The sequence below is a fragment of the Streptomyces sp. NPDC051218 genome (assembly GCF_044455475.1).
Taxonomy (GTDB): domain Bacteria; phylum Actinomycetota; class Actinomycetes; order Streptomycetales; family Streptomycetaceae; genus Streptomyces.
Genome location: NZ_JBITEU010000006.1, coordinates 208,526 through 227,520, shown reverse-complemented (window position 1 = coordinate 227,520; position 18,995 = coordinate 208,526). Strand labels below are relative to the sequence as shown.

Genomic DNA, 18,995 nt, shown 5'->3' with positions numbered 1-18,995 from the left:
ACGGACGGGCTGGAATACAGCCCGTCCGGCGTTTGAGGACGAACTCGGCGGAGCCGGTGATGGCGGCAGCCAAGGCCCCCGCGCCGAGCGGGTTTTCGGGAAGGGGCGGGGTTGGGGAACGAGTAGTGCTCCTACCCCAGCACCCCACCCAGCGGATCATCCCCAAGAAACGCCACCAACTCCGCGAGCCCCGGCGAGGTAGCGGGCCCCCGCCGCGTCACCGCACAAGCCGCCGCAGCGTTCGCACCCCGCGCCGCGGAAAGCGGATCGAGCCCCCGCCCCAACAGGGCGAGGAACGCACCGACATGAGCATCCCCGGCACCATTGCTGTCCACCGCGTCCACGGGGAACCCGGGCACATGCACAACCTCCCCCGAGCCAGGCGCAGCCACCCAGCACCCATCCTTGTCCGCCCGCACCAACACCCCCGCCCCCGGCACAAGCCGCCCCCGCAGGGCGGCAGCGGCGGCCCGAGGCTCGGAGTGACCGCTCATCAGGCGGGCCTCACGCGCATTGCAGCTCAGCCAGTCGGTCCGCCCAAGGACCGGCTCGAGCACCGACACGGGAATGTCGGCCACCAACGGACCGGGATCGAAACAGACCCGCACATCCTCCGGCAACCCTGCCGCGAACGCGGACAGCAACGGACCGTTGATCTCCATCACGAGGCTGTACCCGGACAACTGCACGGTGTCGCCCGCCCGCAGCGCCCCCGCGACAGCGGCAGTCTCCGCCGCCGTCATCCGCGCGTCCACCCCGAAACTGGTCACGAACGTCCGCTCGCCCCCGGCGTCCACCAGCGCCACGCAGAACCCAGTGTCCCCGTCCGTACGCACCGGGAGCAGCGTCCCGATGCCTTCCTCGGCGAGGGAGCGGCGGACGAGGTCTCCGTACGGCCCGGTTCCGTGCAGCCCCGCGTACACCGCCTCCGTCCCCAGCCGTCGCGCCGCCGTCAGGGCGTTGAAGCCGCCGCCCGCGTACAGCTCCGTACGGGAGCCGATCACGTCGCCGCCCCGTTCGGGCAGCGCGGGGACCTCGATGACGAGGTCGGCGATGACGTTCCCCGCGAGGACGAGGCGGGGAGAAGCTGCGGTGGTGCTCATCGGACGGGCTCCTCAACTGATGGGGTGGGCGCGGGAGTTGACGAAAGGGAGCCGCGTCCGCCGAGCGCCGCGTAGACCGCCGCGCCCACCACGATGGACACCGCCCAGCCGAGCCCGTTGACCCCGAACCACGTGTCGGCCAGCGGCCCCGAGAACCACACGTCGTCCGCGCCCGTACCGGCGGTGGTGAACAGGAGCCCCGACACGATCGCCGCGACCCACGCGAGCACGGCGGGCATCCGGAAGCCGCCCGTGTACCAGTAGCGGCTGGTCCGCGAGGTGTCCATCAGGGCATCGGGGTCGTAGTCGCGGCCCCGCAGCATGTCGACCGCGATCACCCCGATCCAGGCGGAGATCGGCACGGCGAGGAGGGTGAGGAAGGTGGAGAACGGCCCGTAGAAGTCGTCGGCGATCAGCATGAAGTAGATGCCGCCGAGGAACATCAGGACGATGTCGATGACCACGGCCCAGGCGCGCGGCACCCGCAGTCCCAGCGTGATCATGGTGAGCCCCGCCGAGTACGTCGACAGGTGGTTGGACATCAGCAGGCCGCCGAAGGCCGCGATCAGATACGGGATCGCCATCCAGGACGGCAGCATCGCGTTGATCGCGGAGACCGGGTCGGAGGACGTGGCGAGCGACGGGTCGCCCGCCGTCAGGAGCGAGCCGAGCGAGATGAGCAGCACGAGCGGGATGCCCGCGCCGAAGGCCGACGCGGTGACCAGGCGGCGCCCCGGGATCGTACGGGGGAGGTAACGGGCGTAGTCCGCACCGGCGTTGGCCCAGCCGATGCCCGTGCCGGCGGCGATGAAACCGATGCCGGCGACGACACCGCTGGTCGGACCCGCCGGGGCTTCGAGGACCTTCGACCAGTCGACGGTCGCGACCAGGAAGCCCATCACGATCAGGTTCAGGACGCCGAAAAGGACGGTCGCCCACTTGTTGATCCACATGATCGTGGCGTGTCCGAGGCCGCTGATCAGCAGCGTGCAGGCGATGAAGACCAGCAGGCAGAGCACGGTCAGGAAGGAGTTCCGGCGAACGTCGAAGGCGACGCCGAGCAGGGCGAGCAGCGCGTACGCCGCCGTGGTCGTCGTGATCGTCTCCCAGCCGACCCTGCTCAGCCAGCTGATGAGCGTCGGGCCCGCGTTGCCGCGCTGCCCGAACACCGCGCGGGAGAGTGTGAGGGCGGGCGCCCCGCCCTTTTTGCCCGCCAGGCTCAAGGCCCCCACCAGCGCGAACGATCCGACCGAGCCGACGATCGCGACCAGCGCGGCCTGCCAGATGTTGAGGCCGCGGAAGGCGACGAGGGTCGCGCCGAGCGGCAGCCCCAGGATCGAGATGTTGGCGGCGAACCAGGTCCAGAACATCTGGCCTGCGTGGCCGTGACGTTCGCTGTCGGGGACCGGCTCGATCCCTCGGGTCTCAACGGTGCCGACCGACACGTTCTTCGTCGAAGCGGCCATGACGGAACCTCCTTGCGCGGTACGTGGGGGAAGCGGGCAGGACGGGGGTTAGCGGTGGGTGAGCAACTGGGCCGTAAGAGGCTCCAGTTCGAGGCTGTTGACCGTGCGCAGGGTGCGTACGGCATCGGCGGGCAGCCCGGAGAGCCCGCGTACCGATCCGGCGACCGCACCCGCGATCGCGGCGATGGTGTCGCTGTCGCCGCCGAGGTTCGCCGCGAGGAGCGCGCTGCGCCAGGGATCTCCTCCGGTCAGTGCGAGCACCGCGAACGCGGCGGGTACCGACTCCTGGCTGGCGACGCTGGTGCCGATGAGCGCGACGATACGGTCGAGGGCCGCGGCCTCGTCCAGGCCGTGCACCAGCTCGCGGGCCCAGCCGATCCGGGTGGAGATGTCGGCGCCGGCGATCCAGTTGCCGCGCCGCGCTCCCGCTTCGGCGGCGGTGATCGCGGCCCGGAAGGCCTCGTCGAGCGTGCCGCCCGCGACCCCCGTGCTCACCGCGGCGGCGACGGCCGCCGCGCCCGCGATGCCGATGTTCGTGTCGTGGGTGACCTGGCAGGACTCCACGACCCGGTCGAGGAAGTCCGGCAGCGGATCGGCGGCGAAGGCGATGCCGACGGGGGTGACGCGCATCGCGGAGCCGTTGGTGGTGCCGTACCTGCCCGCCTCCTTGGGGTCGGCGCCCGCCGCGACGGCGTCAAGGGCGGCCTTGGTGGACGGGCCGAGCAGGTCGAAGGACCCCTTGGCCTTCATCTCCCGCTCCCAGGAGAGGAGTTCGTCGGCGAACCGCAGCGGGTCGACGTGCCCGCCGCCCTCGACGAGCAGCCGCGCCACGATGACCGCCTGGTCGGTGTCGTCGGTGACGGCGCCGGCGGGCATCCCCGCGCTCACGGGGTTGTCGTCACGGGCGGGTTCGAAGCCGGTGAGCGTGCCGTAGACGCGCACGACGTCCTCACGGGACATGACCTGGGTCGGCATGCCGAGGGCGTCGCCGAGCGCGAGCCCGTAGAAGGCGCCGAGTGCCCGGTCGAGAACGTCGGGCGGTGCGGTGGTCATCAGTGGCCTCCTCGGCCGGTGCGTACGTGCAGTTGGAAACGGGACGGGTCGAGCAGGCTCGTCACCTGCTCCACGACCTCCCCATCGGCATCGCGGAAGACCTGGGTGAGCCGGATGAACGGCTCACCGGGGGAGCGGTGGAGGTGCCCCGCGTCCCGGTCGCCGAGGCCGGACACCGCGATGCGGGCGTCGCTGGAAGCGGCGACGCGGCCCGCGGCCAGCAGCGTCCGGTTGAGGGAGCCGCCTTCGAGGCCGCGCTCCGGCAGGTCGGCGAGGGCGGGCACGGCGGGCACGCGGCTGCGCTCCAGCGAGACGCCCACGCCGTCGGGCAGTCGCCTGACGCGGTCGAGGGCGACGAAGTGCGGTTCCGCGAGGCCGAGTTCTGCGGCGAGCTCCGGATCGGCGACCCGCTCGAAGCGGAGGGTGTCGGTGGAGAGCTCGGTGCCCTGGTCGGCGAGCGCCCGGGTCCAGCCGAGCTGCTGGTCGAGCGGGGTGCCGTCGAACGTGACGATCGAACCGATCCCGGCATGCGTCTCGATGAGCCCCTGCTCGCCGAGCGCGCTGAGCGCCTGCCGCACGGTCGTACGGCTGACGCCGAACCGCTCCCGCAGGGCGTGCTCGCCGGGCAGACGGCTGCCGTCGGCGTGGACTCCGGCGCGGATCTCGTCGGCGAGTACGTGCGCGACACGATGATGCTTATGAACCTGTCCAGGCATGTCTAGAAGCTAAGCGGAGCTGATCCGTCCTGTCTACGGCTGCCTGAAGATTCTTTGCGGCGGGGTGCCCGTCAGGCCTGCTCGGCCTGCTGTTCCGTCCGCCGCGCCCGGTGCGACATCCAGGCGGCGACGAGCGCTCCCGAGACGTTGTGCCACACGGAGAACACGGCGGCGGGGAGTGCGGCGAGCGGGCTGAAGTGGGCGGTGGCGAGCGACGCCGCGAGTCCGGAGTTCTGCATGCCGACCTCGAAGGCCATGGCGCGCGACGCGGGCGGGCCCAGGCGGGCCAGCTTGCCCGCGCCGTAGCCGAGCGCGAGGCCGAGGCCGTTGTGCAGGACGACGGCGAGGAACACGAGCAGGGCGGCCGACTTGATGGCCGTCGCACTGCCCGCGACGACGATGGCCACGATGACGGCGATGGTCACGGCGGACAGCCACGGCAACGCACTGAGCACTCGGCCGATGTAGCGCCCGAACAGGAGACGTACGACGAGACCGGCGATGACCGGGAGCAGCACGGTCTTGAGGATGTCCGTGACCATCGAACCCGCGTCCACGGGCAGATACTCGCCCGCGAGGAGCAGTGTCAGCGGGGGAGTGATGAGCGGCGCGAGCACGGTCGACACGGTGGCGACCGAGACCGAGAGGGCCACGTCGCCGCGCGCCAGATAGGTCACGACGTTGGACGCGGTCCCGCTCGGCGCGCAGCCGACGAGGATGACACCGGCGGCCAGTTGTGGCGAGAGCCCGAGCGCGTGGGCGATCAGCCAGCCGAGCCCCGGCATGATGACGTAGTGCGCGACAAGGCCGAGCGCGACGGCCCAGGGCCGCTTGACGACGCCCTGGAAGTCGAGCGGGGTCATGGTGAGCCCCATGCAGAACATCACGAGACCCAGGAGGTACGGGACGTCCGTGCCCCAGCCCTTGAAGGTGTCCGGCGCCAGCAGGCCGAGCGCGCCCGCGGCGAGCACGAGGACGGGGAAGACCGTGACGGCGAGGCGGGCCGCCTTGTCGCCGCTCTTCGTTGTACTGGGGATCGTCTGTTCGGTTCGCACCCGGCGATGCAACGCCGCCGCGCCGAACGCACGCAACCCCGTCTCGATATGTGGTCGCTACACCGAGCTGGCAACCGAGCTGAGGAACGAGCTGGCAGGGGGCTGGTCAGTAGCGCGTCAGAGCGGTGGGCCCCGACGCCGTCCCGATCGCCATGTGCGGCCGCCGCGCCTCATCGGCCCACGCGAGAATCCGACGCATCGCATCCTCAGGCACGGACACACAACCCGCCGTCGCCCCCCGCCCGTTGACGTGCAGGAAGATTCCGGCGCCGCGCCCGCGCACCGGGCGGTCGTAGTTGAAGCCGATCACCAGGGCGTGCACGTACTGGGGGTCGTACGTGATGAGGTGCTCGGACTCGGCGGCGCGGCAGTCGGCGGGGCGTGGCTGGGTCCAGCGGTTGTAGGAGCGCGAGTCGTTGTCCTGGCACCACCAGGAGTTCTTCGCGACGCGGCGGTAGGAGTAGTCCGTGCCGGGCGGCGCGGGCTTGATCCCGAAGGCGTACGGGAGCCGGAAGAGCCCGGTGGGCGTCGTGTTCGTCCCCTGCTTGCGGGAGCCGCCCTCCGTCAGGCCGTTCGCACCGAACCGGGCCGCGGAGGCCCCGGCTTTCGCCCACCGCCCGCCACTGCGGTCCCACCACGTGACCGTGCCGGTGGTGGAACTGGTGCGCGCGGCCTCGGCGGTGATGAGCTGGGTGCCGTCGCCCGTGTCGGCCATGCGGTCCGGCAGCGGGGGGTTCGCGTGGGGCGCGGCGCCGAGCGTGCCGGCGACGGCCAGGACGAGGGCGCTGACGGACGCGAGGGCGACGGCACGGGGGCGCATGGCTCAGACCGTACTGGGCGGCAAGGGCAGCGGCAGCCCCGGCAGGCCGTCCATGCTCTGTGCGATGTGCTCCTTCTTGGCGAAGTACGCGCTGAGCGAGGCGTCGTCCTCCCGTGCGAACCGCTTGGCGTGCAGGTCGCGGTCCTCGTCGTACGACATGAAGGGCACCGCGTATCCACAGGTGTCCCGGACGAGTTCGGCCGTCACGACGATGATGGCGCGCAGGCCGTGCGGGGTCGGGTCGACGTCGGGGAAGTGGCCGAGCAGGTCGGCCCAGCGCGGGTCGTCGCGGAAGACGGGTTCACCGCGGCCGTGCACCCGGACGATGTTCGGCGGGCCCTGGAAGGCGGTCCACATCAGGGTGATGCGGCCGTTCTCGCGCAGGTGCGCGACCGTCTCGGCGTTGCTGCCCGCGAAGTCCAGATAGGCCACGGTGTGTTCGTCGATGACGGCGAAGGAGCCCGTGATGCCCTTGGGGGAGAGGTTGATCGTGCCGTCGCCGGAGAGGGGCGCGGTCGCGGTGAAGAAGAGAGGCTGGGCCTCGATGAACGAGCGGAGTCTGCCGTCGATGCGTTCGTAAGTCTTTCCCATGCCTAAGGATTATTCACAAGGTTAGTTCGCCTGTCTAACGACTTGGCGGATGTCTTGCATCGTGGTTGGATTGACGAAACATACGGCGCACTGCATACTCATGCATAACGGCGCATGCAGGTTAAGGAGCACGTGAAGTGAGCAGCAACAACGGCGGTGACGTCCGGCTCTGGGGCGGCCGGTTCGCGGACGGCCCGGCAGAGGCCCTGGCCAAGCTGTCGGCATCGGTCCACTTCGACTGGCGCCTCGCGCCGTACGACATCGCCGGTTCCCGCGCCCACGCGCGCGTCCTCCACAAGGCGGGGCTGCTCACCGAGGACGAGCTGACCCGCATGCAGGGCGGCCTCGACCAGCTCGAAGCCGACGTGGCCGACGGCTCCTTCGTGGGCACCATCGCCGACGAGGACGTGCACACCGCCCTGGAGCGGGGCCTGCTCGAACGCCTCGGAGCGGACCTCGGCGGCAAGCTGCGCGCGGGGCGCTCGCGCAACGACCAGGTGGCGACCCTCTTCCGGATGTATCTGCGGGACCACGCCCGCGTCATCGGCGGCCTGATCGCCGACCTCCAGGGCGCGCTCGTCGGCCTCGCCGAGGCGCACCCCGACGTCGCCATGCCGGGACGTACGCACCTCCAGCACGCCCAGCCCGTGCTCTTCGCGCACCACGTCCTCGCGCACGTCCAGTCGCTCTCCCGGGACGCGGAACGCCTGCGGCAGTGGGACGAGCGGACGGCCGTTTCGCCGTACGGCTCGGGCGCGCTCGCGGGCTCCTCCCTCGGTCTCGACCCCGAGGCGGTCGCCGCCGACCTCGGCTTCGAGCACGGCTCGGCGGCCAACTCCATCGACGGGACGGCCGCCCGTGACTTCGCGGCGGAGTTCGCCTTCATCACCGCGATGATCGGCGTGAACCTCTCCCGGATCGCTGAGGAGATCATCCTCTGGAACACGAAGGAGTTCTCCTTCGTCACGCTCCACGACGCGTTCTCGACCGGTTCGTCGATCATGCCGCAGAAGAAGAACCCGGACATCGCCGAGCTCGCGCGCGGCAAGTCGGGCCGCCTCATCGGCAATCTGACCGGCCTGATGGCGACGCTCAAGGCGCTCCCGCTCGCGTACAACCGCGACCTCCAGGAGGACAAGGAGCCGGTCTTCGACTCCTGCGACCAGCTGGAGGTCCTGCTCCCCGCCTTCACCGGCATGATGGCGACGCTCACCGTGCACCGCGAGCGCATGAAGGAGCTGGCCCCGGCCGGCTTCTCGCTCGCCACGGACATCGCCGAGTGGCTGGTCAAGCAGGGTGTGCCGTTCCGTGTCGCGCACGAGGTCGCGGGTGAATGCGTCAAGGAGTGCGAGGCGCACGGCATCGAGCTCGACCAGCTCACCGACGAGCAGTTCGCCAAGATCTCCGAGCACCTCACGCCCGAGGTCAGGACCGTCCTGAACGTCCCCGGAGCCCTGGCGTCCCGCAACGGCCGCGGCGGCACCGCCCCCTCGGCCGTCGCCGCCCAGCTCGCCGAGGTCAAGGCCGACCTGACGGTCCAGCAGGAGTGGGCCGCGGCGCGTAAGTGACGCCGGGGCAGTGCGTGCCGCGTTGACGTGGGCATCGCGGGTTACGTTGGTCGTCTTCCGCAAGGAGCCGAAAGAGCCGACCGAACGGAGCCCGCGATGCCCTTCTCGCGCTTGGCCGCAGCGACCACCCCCACCGCCCACATCGGGTTCGGCCTGGCCGCCGTCGGCAGGCCCGGCTACATCACGCTCGGCCGCGACGCCGATCTGCCGCCATCGCGCAGTGTCGAGGCCCTGCGCGAGCGCACCCTCGAACTCCTCGACGCCGCCTACGCGCTGGGCGTCCGGTACATCGACGTGGCCCGCTCGTACGGCCGCTCCGAGGAGTTCCTCGCCGACTGGCTGCACGCCAGGCCCGACATCCGTGACGTCGTGATCGGCAGCAAGTGGGGCTACACGTACACGGCGGCCTGGAACGCCGACGCCGCGGGCTCGCACGAGGTCAAGGACCACAGCGTCGCCGCGTACGTCCGGCAGCGCGAGGAGAGTGCCCAGCTGCTCGGCGAGCGGCTCGACCTCTACCAGATCCACTCCGTCACGCCGCAGAGCCCCGCCCTCAACGACAAGGAACTGCACGGCAAACTGGCCGAGTTGGCGGCAGCGGGCGTGACGGTCGGGCTCTCCGTCAGCGGCCCGGAGCAGGCGGCCGCGATCCGCGCCGCGCTCGAAGTGACCGTCGACGGCGAGCCGCTCTTCCGCACCGTCCAGGCCACGTACAACGCCCTGGAGACGTCGGCGGGCCCCGCGCTCGCCGAGGCCCACGACGCGGGGCTCACCGTGCTGGTCAAGGAGGCCATGGCGAACGGCCGCCTCGCCGACCCGCAGGCGCCCGGGGCCCTGCGCGAGACCGCCGGGGAGGCCGGGCTCGGCTGTGACGCGGTCGCCCTCGCCCTCGTGCTCCGGCAGCCTTGGGCGGGGGTGGTGCTCTCCGGCGCCGCCACCTCGGTCCAGCTCGTGTCGAACCTGCACGCGGCGGCCGTCGACCTCGATGCCGGGCAGCTCGAGCGGCTCGCGGGCCTCGCGGAGGAGCCCGCCGCGTACTGGGAGCGGCGCGGGCAGCTGCCCTGGAACTGAGAACCCCCGGAGGGCACCCCTCCGCGAGACCGAGACCTCCAAAGGCCACCCCTCCGCTGAGAGGCGCGCCTATCTCGTGAGACAAAAATGTCTCACATGGTCTATGGTTGTCTCATGTCAGTCGATCGCGACCAGGTGCTGCGCAGCGCCGCGGCGCTCCTCACCCGCAAAGGCTCGTCCACGATGGACGAGGTGGCGCGCGCGGCGGGGATCAGCCGGGCCACCCTGCACCGTCACTTCGCAGGGCGCGACGCCCTCGTACGCGCCCTGGAAGAGCTCGGCATCCAGGAGTGCGAGGCCGCGCTCGAAGCGGCCAGGCTCGGCGACGACAGCGCCCAGGAGGCGCTGCGCCGGATGGTGAAGGAGATCCAGCCTGCCGCGGGTCTGCTCGCGTTCCTCGTCACCGAGAACCAGCTGTTCGAGGACGACGCGCAGCACGAGGGCTGGTCCCGGCTCGACGACAACATCGGCGCGCTCTTCCGGCGCGGCCAGGAGGGCGGAGAGTTTCGCATCGACCTGAGCCCCGTCTGGCTCACAGAGGCGCTGTACGGCCTGATCGGCGCGGGCGCCTGGGCCGTACTGGACGGCCGCGTGGCCGCCAACGACTTCACACACATGATCGCCGAGCTGCTGATCGGCGGCGCGCAACGGAGAGTGGAACCATGACCAGCATCGAACAGCGGACCGCGTCGGCGGAGGTCGAGCGCAGCCCCGGCCGCTGGCTCGCGCTCGCCGTGCTGGTCCTTGCCGTGCTGCTCGTCGCGGTGGACGCGACGGTGCTCGGTTTGGCCACGCCGTACATCAGCGAGGACCTCAAGCCGACCGGCACGCAGCTGCTGTGGATCGGCGACGTGTACTCGTTCGTCATCGCCGGTCTGCTCGTCTCCATGGGCAGCCTCGGTGACCGCATCGGCCGCAAGAAGCTCCTGCTGGTCGGCGCCGTAGCCTTCGGCGCGGTCTCGGTCCTCAACGCCTACGCGACCACACCCGAACTGCTCATGCTGGCCCGTGCGCTGCTCGGTGTCGCGGGCGCGACGCTGATGCCGTCCACGCTGGCGCTGATCCGCAACATCTTCCACGACCCGCGCGAGCGCAGCCTCGCGGTCGGTATCTGGGGCGCGATGGCGTCGGCGGGCGCGGCAGTCGGTCCTGTCGTCGGCGGCTTCCTGCTCGAACACTTCTGGTGGGGCTCGGTCTTCCTGATCAACCTGCCGGTGATGGCTGTCCTGGTCCTCGTGGGCATCAAGTTCCTGCCCGAATCGAAGAATCCGGCGCCGGGTCCGTGGGACCTGATCAGTGTCGTGCTCTCGCTCATCGGCATGATCGGCGTCGTGTACGCCATCAAGGAAGCGGCGGCGCACGGTTTCCGCTGGGACGTCGCGGTGGCGGGCGTGCTCGGCGTGGCGGCGCTCACCTGGTTCGTACGGCGCCAGCTCACCCTGACGGCGCCACTCCTCGACATGCGTCTGTTCCGCAACCGGGGGTTCTCCGGAGCGGTCCTCGCCGACCTCCTCACGGTGCTCGGCCTCTCCGGCCTGGTCTTCTTCCTCTCCCAGTTCCTGCAACTGGTGCAGGGGCGGCGGCCGTTCGAGGCGGGCCTCGCCGAACTGCCCGCCGCGGTGGGAGCGGTGGCGGCCGGTCTGATCGCGGGCATGGTCGCGCGGCGGTTCTCCGTGCGCGCGGTGGTCGCCGGTGGGCTCGCGGCGGTGGGCATCGCGTTGGCGGCGCTCACCACGCTGGAGCAGAGCACCGGGTATCCGCTGCTCGGAGCCTCGCTCCTGGTCGTCGGCATCGGCGCGGGTTTCTCGTTCACGGTGACCGCCGACGTCATCCTCTCCAGCGTGCCCAAGGAGCAGGCGGGAGCGGCGTCAGCGGTCTCGGAGACGGCGTACGAACTGGGCGCGGCCCTCGGTATCGCCCTGCTGGGCTCCATCGTGACGGGCGTCTACCGGGACTTCACCGCTCCGGCGGGCACCCCGCCCGAGGTGGCTTCGGCCGCACACGAGTCGCTGGGCGGCGCGGTGGAATCCTCCGGCGCCCTCCCGGCCCACGAGGCCCAGGCCCTGCTGCACTCGGCCCAGGACGCCTTCGTCGACGGCCTACGCCTGGCCGCGGGCGCGGGCGCGGCAGTCCTCATCGCCACGGCGGTGGCGGCGTGGTTCCTGCTGAAGGGCTCAAAGCTGGAGGACGGCGTAGAGCACTGAAGGGCGCCCCGTAAGGGAGCGCGGGGCTGCGACAACATGCGGCTCCGCCGCGTGGGCGCGACCAGCCAGGGACGGCGGTGGGCGCCCCGTAAGGGGCGCGGGGAACTGCGCGCTCAGCCGCAGGCGGCCCGCAGGTGGCGAACGACGGGGGACAGCGAAACGCCCGCCCCGGCACCGGGGCGGGCGCACTGCCAAAGACCGAGCCCCGGGCTACGCCGCCTTCGCCTTCGTGGCGTACATGTCCACGTACTCCTGGCCGGACAGCTGCATGACCTCCGTCATCACGGAGTCCGTCACCGCCCGCAGGACGTAGCGGTCGCGGTCCATGCCCTCGTAGCGCGAGAACTCCATCGGCTCGCCGAAGCGGACCGTCACGCGGCCGGGGCGCGGGAGGCCCTTGCCGCCGGGCTGGAGCTTGTCGGTACCGATCATGGCGAAGGGGACGACGGGGGCGCCGGTCATGAGGGTCAGGCGGGCGATGCCCGTACGGCCGCGGTACAGGCGGCCGTCGGGGGAGCGGGTGCCTTCGGGGTAGATGCCGAAGAGCTTGCCCTCCTCCAGGACGCGCCGCCCGGTCATCAGCGCGGCGACACCGCCGTGGCCGCCGTCGCGGTCCACGGGGATCATCCCGGAGCCGGTGAAGAACCAGGCCATCAAACGGCCCTTGAGCCCCTTGCCCGTCACGTACTCGTCCTTGCCGATGAAGAACACCGGGCGCGGGCAGACGAGGGGCATGATCATCGAGTCGATGAACGTGAGGTGGTTGCCGGCCATGATGACCGGACCGGTGCCCGGAATGTTCTCTGCGCCTTCCACCCGGGGGCGGAACATCAGACGCAAGATCGGTCCGAGCACAGCCTTGATGAGCGCGAGACGGGACAACGGGCCCTCCGGTGTCAACGGGTCGACGACGAGTATGTGCAGGTGAGGACGATACTCGCGGGTCCCCGCTCACCGCACATCGGGTTCACGCACTGGATACGCAGAGTTGACATGCGGGCGCGTGGTGTAGCCCTCGAACCGCTCTCCCTGTGACGACGTTATCCCTGTGTGCGGGATGTGGCGCGTCCTAGTGGCCCTTGTCACGCACCGCGGTCACGCGCTGCCACGCAGTTCACGGTCCTTCCGAGGCGGACGACACTCACCGAAAGGACCCCGCCCCGCACACCAGTAGCCATCCGGCGTCACCCTTCCGTTCGGTCCGGGGTCTCCCATCCGTCACGTGGGGCCACCTACGATCGTGCCGCTTTGTCAGGTGCAAGGCAGTGCAACGGGAGGAGCGCTCAATGGCTACACAGAAGTCGGGTCGGTCGGAGTCGGGTTCGGGGGAGCGGCGGCCGGGTCGGCGCGCGGTACTGGGAGCGGCGGTCCTCGGGGCGGGCACAGCCGTCGTAGGACTGCCCGGCGTGGCGAGAGCCGACGAGCACGGGCACGGGCACGGCCACAAGGACCTGCCGGTGCCCACGGTCGTCGCGCACCGTGGCGCGAGCGGCTACCGGCCCGAGCACACGCTCGGCTCGTACCAGCTCGCCCTCGACATGGGCGCGCACGTCATCGAGCAGGACATCGTCCCCACCAAGGACGGCCACCTCGTATGCCGTCACGAGAACGACATCACCGCGACGACGGACGTCGCCGCGCACCCCGAGTTCGCCTCCCGCAGGACGACGAAGTCCGTGGACGGGGTCTCGCTCACCGGCTGGTTCACCGAGGACTTCACGCTCGCCGAGCTGAAGACGCTGCGCGCCAAGGAACGCATCCCCGGCACCCGCCAGCGCAACACCCTCTACGACGGCCGCTGGGAGGTGCCCACCTTGGAGGAGGTCTTCCGGTGGGCCGACAAGGAGGGGCGCGAGCGCGGCAAGCGGGTCTGGCTGCACATCGAGACCAAGCACCCCACGTACTTCCGCAAGCTGGGCCTCGGCCTGGAAGAGCCGCTCGCCAAGCTGCTGCGCAAGTACGGGCGGCACAAGAAGAGCTCGCCCAACTTCCTGCAGTCCTTCGAGCCCAGCAGCATCCAGCGCCTGAACAAGCTCGTCGACCCACCGCTCGTGGTGCTCCTGTCCGGCGCGAGCTCGCGCCCCTGGGACTTCGTCGAGGCGGGCGACCCGCGCACCGTCGCCGACCTGATCAAGCCCGAGGGCCTGAAGTGGATGGCGTCGTTCGCGCAGGGCATCGGCCCCACGCTCGACCTGATCATCCCGAAGAAGCCCGACGGCAGCCTCGGCACCCCGACCACCCTGGTCAAGGACGCGCACAAGGCGGGCCTCATCCTGCACCCGTACACGATGCGCAACGAAAACACCTTCCTGCCCACGAACTTCAAGAAGGGCACCGACCCGAACGCCTACGGCGACGCCTTCGGCGCGTTCAAGACGTACTTCGAGACGGGCATCGACGGGATCTTCTCCGACAACTGCGACACCGCGCTGCTCGCCCGCGAGGACTTCGTCAACGGCTGATCGCCCGGCCCCGGTTGGGGTGACAGACGGCCGCCCCGGCAACCTCCTGCCGGAGCGGCCGCGTCCCGCCCTGCATGACTCACTCGCTCATCCCCGCGCTGCGTCCGCTCCTCGCCGCCGAGGCCTCCGCCGCGGCGCACGGCTCCGGCGCCGACCCCGGCGACCTCGAACAGGCCGTCTGGCTGCGCCTGTTGGAACGCATGGAGGCCGCGGACCCACCCGCCGACCCGGCCACCTGGCTACGGGCCGCCGTCGCGGCCGAGGCGCGCCGCACGCGTCGTACGCAGGAGCGCGAGACGGCATACGCGGCCGAGCCCGCCGACGACACCGAACGCGGACCCGAGCAGCGCGCCCTGCGGGCCGACCGTGACCGCACCCTGCACGCGGCGGTCCGCAGACTGCCCGGCCGCTGCCCCGGTCTCATGGCGGCGCTCCTGTCCCCCAAGGACCTCACCTACCGGGAGATCGCAGGCGAGTTGGGAATGTCACAGGGCAGCCTGGGGCCGGAACGTTCCCGTTGCCTGGGATGCCTGCGCAGAATGCTCGCGGCGGAGGTTGCGGCTCCTGAACCGTGGGGAAAGGAGCGATAGACAACCGGCGGAGCAGGTGAGCGGGAGGCATGCACACATGGGCATGAGCGTGACCATCTCGGAGGCGGGCGGACAGGACGCCGAGAAGATCCTCAAACTGCAGTACCTGTGCTACCAGAGCGAGGCCGAGTTGTACGGCGACTACTCCATCGAGCCGCTGACACAGTCCCTCGACTCCATCAAGGACGAACTGACCGCCGGCACCGTGCTGGTGGCCCGCCTCGGCGACGAGGTGGTCGCGTCGGTGCGCGGCACGGTCGACGCCGACGGCACGGCGCGGATCAACAAACTGATCGTCCACCCCAGGCTGCAGCGGCACGGCCTGGGAGGCAGGCTCCTGAACGCGATAGAGGGGCGCCTCGGCGCGGGCGGCACCACCAAGTGCTTCCAGCTCTACAGCGGCCATCGCAGCGAGCAGAATCTCCAGCTCTACCGCAAGCACGGTTACGTGGCGGTGGGCGCCCAGCAGGTGAGTGAACGGCTGACGCTGGTCACGCTCTCCAAGGAGGTCGGCGCGAGCGCCTACGCGACCAGCGTCTGAGCGCACTTACGGGGCGCTTGCCCTCCGCGCCTTGTTCAGCCAGAAGATCGCCGTGATCGGGAGGATCACCGGGATGAACAGATAGCCCATCCCGAAGTCCGACCACACCGTGGCGTCGGGGAAGGCGGACGGCTCGGCCAGCGTCCACGTCCCCACCGCCAGGACGCCCACCAGCTCGGCGGCGCAGCACACCAGCGCCGCCCTGCGGGCCCTCTCGCCGCCGCGCACGAGCGAGTACGTGATGAAGCCGTAGACGAGACCCGCGAGCGCGGACAGCGTGTACGCGAGCGGCGCCTTGTGGAAGTCCGTCGAGATCTGCACGGCGGAGCGCGACACCGCGCCGACCACCATCACCCCGTACAGCCACACCAGCAGGATGCCGGGCCCGCTGATCAGCCTCTGCCGGGCGCCCTGGCTCTTGCCGTCCTCGGTCACCGTCACCTCAGCCTCCCCAGATGTCGTAGAGCCGCACCTGGAGCACGGCGAGGACCACGCCGCCCGCCGCGACCGTGATCGAGCCCCAACGGGTGCGCTCCGCGAGGGACATGAAGCCCGCGGCCGGGACACAGGCGAAGGAGCCGATCAGATACGCCACGAAGATCGTCGTGCCCTGCTCGGGCTTCTCGCCCCGCGCCAGCTGGACGATGCCGACGATCAGCTGGACGGTGGCCAGGAACGTCACCACGCCCATGCCGATGAAGTGCCAGTCCTTGGTCGGCTGGTCCCGGTAGGCGGCGAAACCGCACCACGCGGCGAGGGCGAGCGCGGCCACGGCGGTCGCGATCGTCAGGGCAACAAGCATGCGGCGACTTTATTACGGGCCCTATGACCCGATGCGCGCACCCCTTAGGCCCGATGCGCGCACCCCGGGGGTGACCCGTACGCTCGGACACCATGAAGATCCACGCTGAAGCGCTCCTGTTCGACAACGACGGCACCCTCATCTCCTCCATGGAGTCGGTGTACCGCTGCTGGAGGCGCTTGGCGCAGGAGTACGGCATCACCGCCGAGGTGTTCGAGCAGGTCGAGCTGCACGGCCGCCCCGCCGCCGAGATCATCGCCGACATGCTGCCCGCCGAGCGCGTGGCCGAGGCCGTCGCCCGCATCGAGGAGCTGGAGGTCTCGGACGTCGCCGGCGGCGTCGTGCTCCTTCCCGGCACCCGTGAGCTGCTCGCATCCCTGCCGCCCGAGCGCTGGGCCGTCGTCACCTCCGCCGGGCGGCGCCTGGCCGAGGCACGCCTCGCCGAGGTCGGCATCGACGCGCAGATGCTCATCGCCGCCGACGACATCACGCGCGGCAAGCCCGACCCGGAGCCCTTCCTGCTCGCGGCGGCGAAACTGGGCGTCGACCCGGCGCGCTGCGTGGTCTTCGAGGACGCCCCCGCGGGTCTCACGGCGGGACGCGCGGCCGGCATGACCACCGTGGCGTTGGCCACAACGCACACCGCGGGCGAGCTCTCCGCCGACGTCGTCGTGAAGGACCTCTCGGCCGTGTCCGCGCAGGCCATCGAGGGTGGCGTGGAGATCACCACCGAGGACTGAGCAGCCGCCCGTCCGTGTCCGTGCCCGTCCACCGGCTGTCCGTATAGCGGACAACCGGGGAGGGGTGCGTACGCACGCGTGTTTTACTGTTCCACATGACCACGACGAGCAGCCGCACCCTTGCGACCGAGGCGATCACGACGCCCGGTGCTCGTTGTATGTGTCGAATGTGCGCCTTCTGAGGGCCCCCGCACCACTCCTGAGCATCGCGCCCCGAAGCGAAGCCGCTGTGCCGCGCCCCTGTGCCACGTACGCCTTACCGGCGGCCATGACGTAGGACGCGAGCCTGCCCCGCGCACACCTCCTCCGGTTCTTTTCGCCACCGCGAGAAACCGTGCCGCGTTCCCCACGAATGCCCCGTGCCCGGCGACACCCGCGCCGCGCACTCGACAGTGACGGAAACCCCTGTGATCACCACTTCCGGCCTTACCAAGGTCTACCGCTCACGCGGTCGTGAAGTAACTGCCCTCGACGGCGTCGATCTGCATGTCCGCGAAGGCGAGGTGTACGGCGTCATCGGCCAGTCCGGCGCCGGCAAATCCTCGCTGATCCGCTGCGTGAACCTCCTGGAGCGCCCCACCGCCGGCACCGTGAGCGTCGCCGGCCAGGACCTCACCGCCATCGCGGGGCGCGGCAGCCGCGCGAGCAAGGACCTGCGCCGGGCGCGCAGCCGTATCGGCATGGTCTTCCAGCACTTCAACCTGCTGTCCTCGCGCACCGTGCAGGACAACATCGAGCTGCCCCTGGAGATCCTCGGCCTCAGCGGCGCCGAGCGCTCCCGCAAGGCCCTGGAACTGCTCGACCTGGTCGGCCTCGCCGACAAGGCGAAGTCCTACCCGGCGCAGCTCTCCGGCGGCCAGAAGCAGCGTGTCGGCATCGCCCGCGCGCTCGCCGGCGACCCGAAGGTGCTGCTCTCCGACGAGGCGACCAGCGCCCTCGACCCGGAGACCACCCGCTCCATCCTCCAGCTCCTGCGCGACCTCAATCAGCAGCTCGGTCTGACCGTCCTGCTGATCACGCACGAGATGGACGTCGTCAAGAGCGTCTGCGACTCCGCCGCCCTCATGGAGAACGGGCGGATCGTCGAGTCCGGCACCGTCACCGAGCTGCTCGCGACGCCCGGCTCCGAGCTGGCCGCCGCGCTCTTCCCGGTCAGCGGCGAGGCATCGGGCCTCGACCGCACCGTCGTCGACGTGACCTTCCACGGCGAAGCCGCGACCCAGCCGGTCATCTCCCAGCTCTCGCGCACGTACAACATCGACATCTCGATCCTCGGTGCCGCGATGGACACCGTCGCGGGCAAGCAGGTCGGCCGCATGCGCATCGAGCTGCCGGGACGCTTCGAGGAGAACGTCGTGCCGATCGGCTTCCTGCGCGAGCAGGGGCTGCAGGTGGACATCGCGGGCCAGGGCCCCGTGACCACGCCGAACGACGCCACGCTGCTGGTCAAGGAAGGTGCCAAGTGACCTGGTCGGAGATGCAGCCCCTGCTGGAGCAGGCCTGTTGGGACACCCTCTACATGGTCGGCTGGTCGACGCTGATAGCCGTCGTCGTCGGACTTCCGCTCGGCATCCTGCTGGTCCTCACCGACCGCGGCGGGCTCCTGCAGAACACGGTGTTGAACAAGCTCATCGGGCAGGTCGTGAACATCGCGCGCTCGATGCCCTTCATCATCCTCATGGTCGCGCTGATGGGCCTCACGCGCTGGATCACGGGCACCACGATCGGTCGCGAGGCCGCCATCGTGCCGCTCGCGATCGGCGCCATCCCGTTCTTCGCGCGCCTTGTGGAGACCTCGGTGCGTGAGGTCGACGGCGGCCTCGTCGAGGCCGTGCAGTCGATGGGCGGCAACACCTGGACCGTCGTACGCAAGGTCCTCGTGCCGGAGTCGCTGCCCTCGCTGATCTCCAGCACCACCACGACGATCGTCACGATCCTCGGCTACTCGGCCATCACCGGCGCCGTCGGCGCGGGCGGCCTCGGGGACATCGCCATCCGCTACGGCTACCAGCGCTTCGAGACCGAACTGATGTGGATCACCGTCGGCGTCCTCGCCGTCGTCATCTCGATCATCCAGTTCGCGGGCGACTACGCGGCCCGCAGGCTGCACCGGCGCGGCGGCCACTCGGGCGCGGCACCCAAGCTGCGGCTGCTCAAGCTCAAGACGCCGCCGCCCCCGACCCCCTCGATCTGACCCACCCCGCACACCCCAT

The 18,995-nt window shown here is 70.6% G+C and carries 20 protein-coding genes; 10 read left to right on the top strand and 10 right to left on the bottom strand.

Features of this window, described 5'->3' with window-relative positions; all coding sequences use genetic code 11:
* Nucleotides 1–131 precede the first annotated feature (131 nt).
* From ACIBCK_RS19780 to ACIBCK_RS19750, 7 genes are all read right to left on the bottom strand, one after another.
* Nucleotides 132–1,103 (bottom strand): PfkB family carbohydrate kinase, encoded by a 972-nt coding sequence (locus ACIBCK_RS19780; RefSeq protein ID WP_399391863.1) that lies wholly within the window; start codon nucleotides 1,101–1,103, stop codon nucleotides 132–134.
* Nucleotides 1,100–2,569, bottom strand: coding sequence for a purine-cytosine permease family protein (locus ACIBCK_RS19775; protein ID WP_399391861.1), 1,470 nt, complete (start codon nucleotides 2,567–2,569; stop codon nucleotides 1,100–1,102). The genes ACIBCK_RS19780 and ACIBCK_RS19775 overlap by 4 nt, the downstream gene beginning before the upstream one ends.
* A gap of 48 nt (nucleotides 2,570–2,617) precedes the next feature.
* Complete coding sequence (locus ACIBCK_RS19770; protein ID WP_399391860.1) at nucleotides 2,618–3,622, bottom strand: ADP-ribosylglycohydrolase family protein; 1,005 nt, start codon at nucleotides 3,620–3,622, stop codon at nucleotides 2,618–2,620.
* Nucleotides 3,622–4,338, bottom strand: a complete 717-nt coding sequence (locus ACIBCK_RS19765; protein WP_399391858.1) for a GntR family transcriptional regulator — start codon at nucleotides 4,336–4,338, stop codon at nucleotides 3,622–3,624. Before ACIBCK_RS19765 ends, ACIBCK_RS19770 begins: the two co-directional genes overlap by 1 nt.
* 71 nt (nucleotides 4,339–4,409) lie before the next feature.
* Nucleotides 4,410–5,405: a bile acid:sodium symporter family protein gene (locus ACIBCK_RS19760; protein WP_399392293.1), complete on the bottom strand. Its 996-nt coding sequence runs from the start codon at nucleotides 5,403–5,405 to the stop codon at nucleotides 4,410–4,412.
* Nucleotides 5,406–5,499: 94 nt separating this feature from the next.
* Nucleotides 5,500–6,213 (bottom strand): L,D-transpeptidase, encoded by a 714-nt coding sequence (locus ACIBCK_RS19755; protein WP_399391856.1) that lies wholly within the window; start codon nucleotides 6,211–6,213, stop codon nucleotides 5,500–5,502.
* 3 nt (nucleotides 6,214–6,216) lie between these two features.
* On the bottom strand, nucleotides 6,217–6,804 hold the full coding sequence (locus ACIBCK_RS19750; protein ID WP_399391854.1) for a pyridoxamine 5'-phosphate oxidase family protein: 588 nt from the start codon (nucleotides 6,802–6,804) through the stop codon (nucleotides 6,217–6,219).
* A gap of 137 nt (nucleotides 6,805–6,941) precedes the next feature.
* Here ACIBCK_RS19750 and argH point away from each other — a divergent pair, with 137 nt between their 5' ends.
* The 4 genes from argH to ACIBCK_RS19730 all read left to right on the top strand — a co-directional run bounded on the left by argH (nucleotide 6,942) and on the right by ACIBCK_RS19730 (nucleotide 11,647).
* Nucleotides 6,942–8,372 carry an argininosuccinate lyase gene (gene argH / locus ACIBCK_RS19745; protein ID WP_399391852.1) on the top strand — a complete coding sequence of 477 codons (1,431 nt, stop codon included), beginning with the start codon at nucleotides 6,942–6,944 and terminating at the stop codon, nucleotides 8,370–8,372.
* Between the two features lie 96 nt (nucleotides 8,373–8,468).
* Complete coding sequence (locus tag ACIBCK_RS19740; protein WP_399391850.1) at nucleotides 8,469–9,443, top strand: aldo/keto reductase; 975 nt, start codon at nucleotides 8,469–8,471, stop codon at nucleotides 9,441–9,443.
* A gap of 114 nt (nucleotides 9,444–9,557) precedes the next feature.
* Nucleotides 9,558–10,109 (top strand): TetR/AcrR family transcriptional regulator, encoded by a 552-nt coding sequence (locus tag ACIBCK_RS19735; RefSeq protein WP_399391849.1) that lies wholly within the window; start codon nucleotides 9,558–9,560, stop codon nucleotides 10,107–10,109.
* Nucleotides 10,106–11,647 carry an MFS transporter gene (locus ACIBCK_RS19730; RefSeq protein WP_399391847.1) on the top strand — a complete coding sequence of 514 codons (1,542 nt, stop codon included), beginning with the start codon at nucleotides 10,106–10,108 and terminating at the stop codon, nucleotides 11,645–11,647. The genes ACIBCK_RS19735 and ACIBCK_RS19730 overlap by 4 nt, the downstream gene beginning before the upstream one ends.
* Nucleotides 11,648–11,857: 210 nt before the next feature.
* Here the strand turns inward: ACIBCK_RS19730 and ACIBCK_RS19725 are convergent, their stop codons facing one another.
* A complete protein-coding gene (locus ACIBCK_RS19725; RefSeq protein ID WP_237330157.1) occupies nucleotides 11,858–12,478 on the bottom strand; it encodes a 1-acyl-sn-glycerol-3-phosphate acyltransferase in 621 nt (206 codons plus the stop codon).
* Between the two features lie 455 nt (nucleotides 12,479–12,933).
* On the opposite strand from ACIBCK_RS19725, the gene ACIBCK_RS19720 reads away from it, so the two are divergent.
* The 3 genes from ACIBCK_RS19720 to ACIBCK_RS19710 all read left to right on the top strand — a co-directional run bounded on the left by ACIBCK_RS19720 (nucleotide 12,934) and on the right by ACIBCK_RS19710 (nucleotide 15,240).
* On the top strand, nucleotides 12,934–14,109 hold the full coding sequence (locus tag ACIBCK_RS19720; protein WP_399391844.1) for a glycerophosphodiester phosphodiesterase: 1,176 nt from the start codon (nucleotides 12,934–12,936) through the stop codon (nucleotides 14,107–14,109).
* Between the two features lie 74 nt (nucleotides 14,110–14,183).
* Nucleotides 14,184–14,699, top strand: coding sequence for a sigma-70 family RNA polymerase sigma factor (locus ACIBCK_RS19715; RefSeq protein ID WP_399391842.1), 516 nt, complete (start codon nucleotides 14,184–14,186; stop codon nucleotides 14,697–14,699).
* 37 nt (nucleotides 14,700–14,736) lie between these two features.
* Nucleotides 14,737–15,240: a GNAT family N-acetyltransferase gene (locus tag ACIBCK_RS19710; RefSeq protein WP_399391840.1), complete on the top strand. Its 504-nt coding sequence runs from the start codon at nucleotides 14,737–14,739 to the stop codon at nucleotides 15,238–15,240.
* Between the two features lie 6 nt (nucleotides 15,241–15,246).
* Here ACIBCK_RS19710 and ACIBCK_RS19705 read toward each other — a convergent pair whose 3' ends face one another.
* Both ACIBCK_RS19705 and ACIBCK_RS19700 read right to left on the bottom strand, forming a co-directional pair.
* Nucleotides 15,247–15,681 (bottom strand): hypothetical protein, encoded by a 435-nt coding sequence (locus tag ACIBCK_RS19705; RefSeq protein WP_399391839.1) that lies wholly within the window; start codon nucleotides 15,679–15,681, stop codon nucleotides 15,247–15,249.
* Between the two features lies 1 nt (nucleotide 15,682).
* The gene (locus tag ACIBCK_RS19700; protein ID WP_367040068.1) at nucleotides 15,683–16,042 is read right to left on the bottom strand and encodes a hypothetical protein; all 360 of its coding nucleotides are present in this window, start codon (nucleotides 16,040–16,042) and stop codon (nucleotides 15,683–15,685) included.
* A gap of 92 nt (nucleotides 16,043–16,134) precedes the next feature.
* On the opposite strand from ACIBCK_RS19700, the gene ACIBCK_RS19695 reads away from it, so the two are divergent.
* The 3 genes from ACIBCK_RS19695 to ACIBCK_RS19685 all read left to right on the top strand — a co-directional run bounded on the left by ACIBCK_RS19695 (nucleotide 16,135) and on the right by ACIBCK_RS19685 (nucleotide 18,976).
* A complete protein-coding gene (locus tag ACIBCK_RS19695) occupies nucleotides 16,135–16,782 on the top strand; it encodes an HAD family hydrolase (RefSeq protein ID WP_399391838.1) in 648 nt (215 codons plus the stop codon).
* A gap of 407 nt (nucleotides 16,783–17,189) precedes the next feature.
* Nucleotides 17,190–18,248: a methionine ABC transporter ATP-binding protein gene (locus ACIBCK_RS19690; protein ID WP_399391836.1), complete on the top strand. Its 1,059-nt coding sequence runs from the start codon at nucleotides 17,190–17,192 to the stop codon at nucleotides 18,246–18,248.
* A complete protein-coding gene (locus tag ACIBCK_RS19685) occupies nucleotides 18,245–18,976 on the top strand; it encodes a methionine ABC transporter permease (RefSeq protein ID WP_399391833.1) in 732 nt (243 codons plus the stop codon). The genes ACIBCK_RS19690 and ACIBCK_RS19685 overlap by 4 nt, the downstream gene beginning before the upstream one ends.
* Nucleotides 18,977–18,995 lie beyond the last annotated feature (19 nt).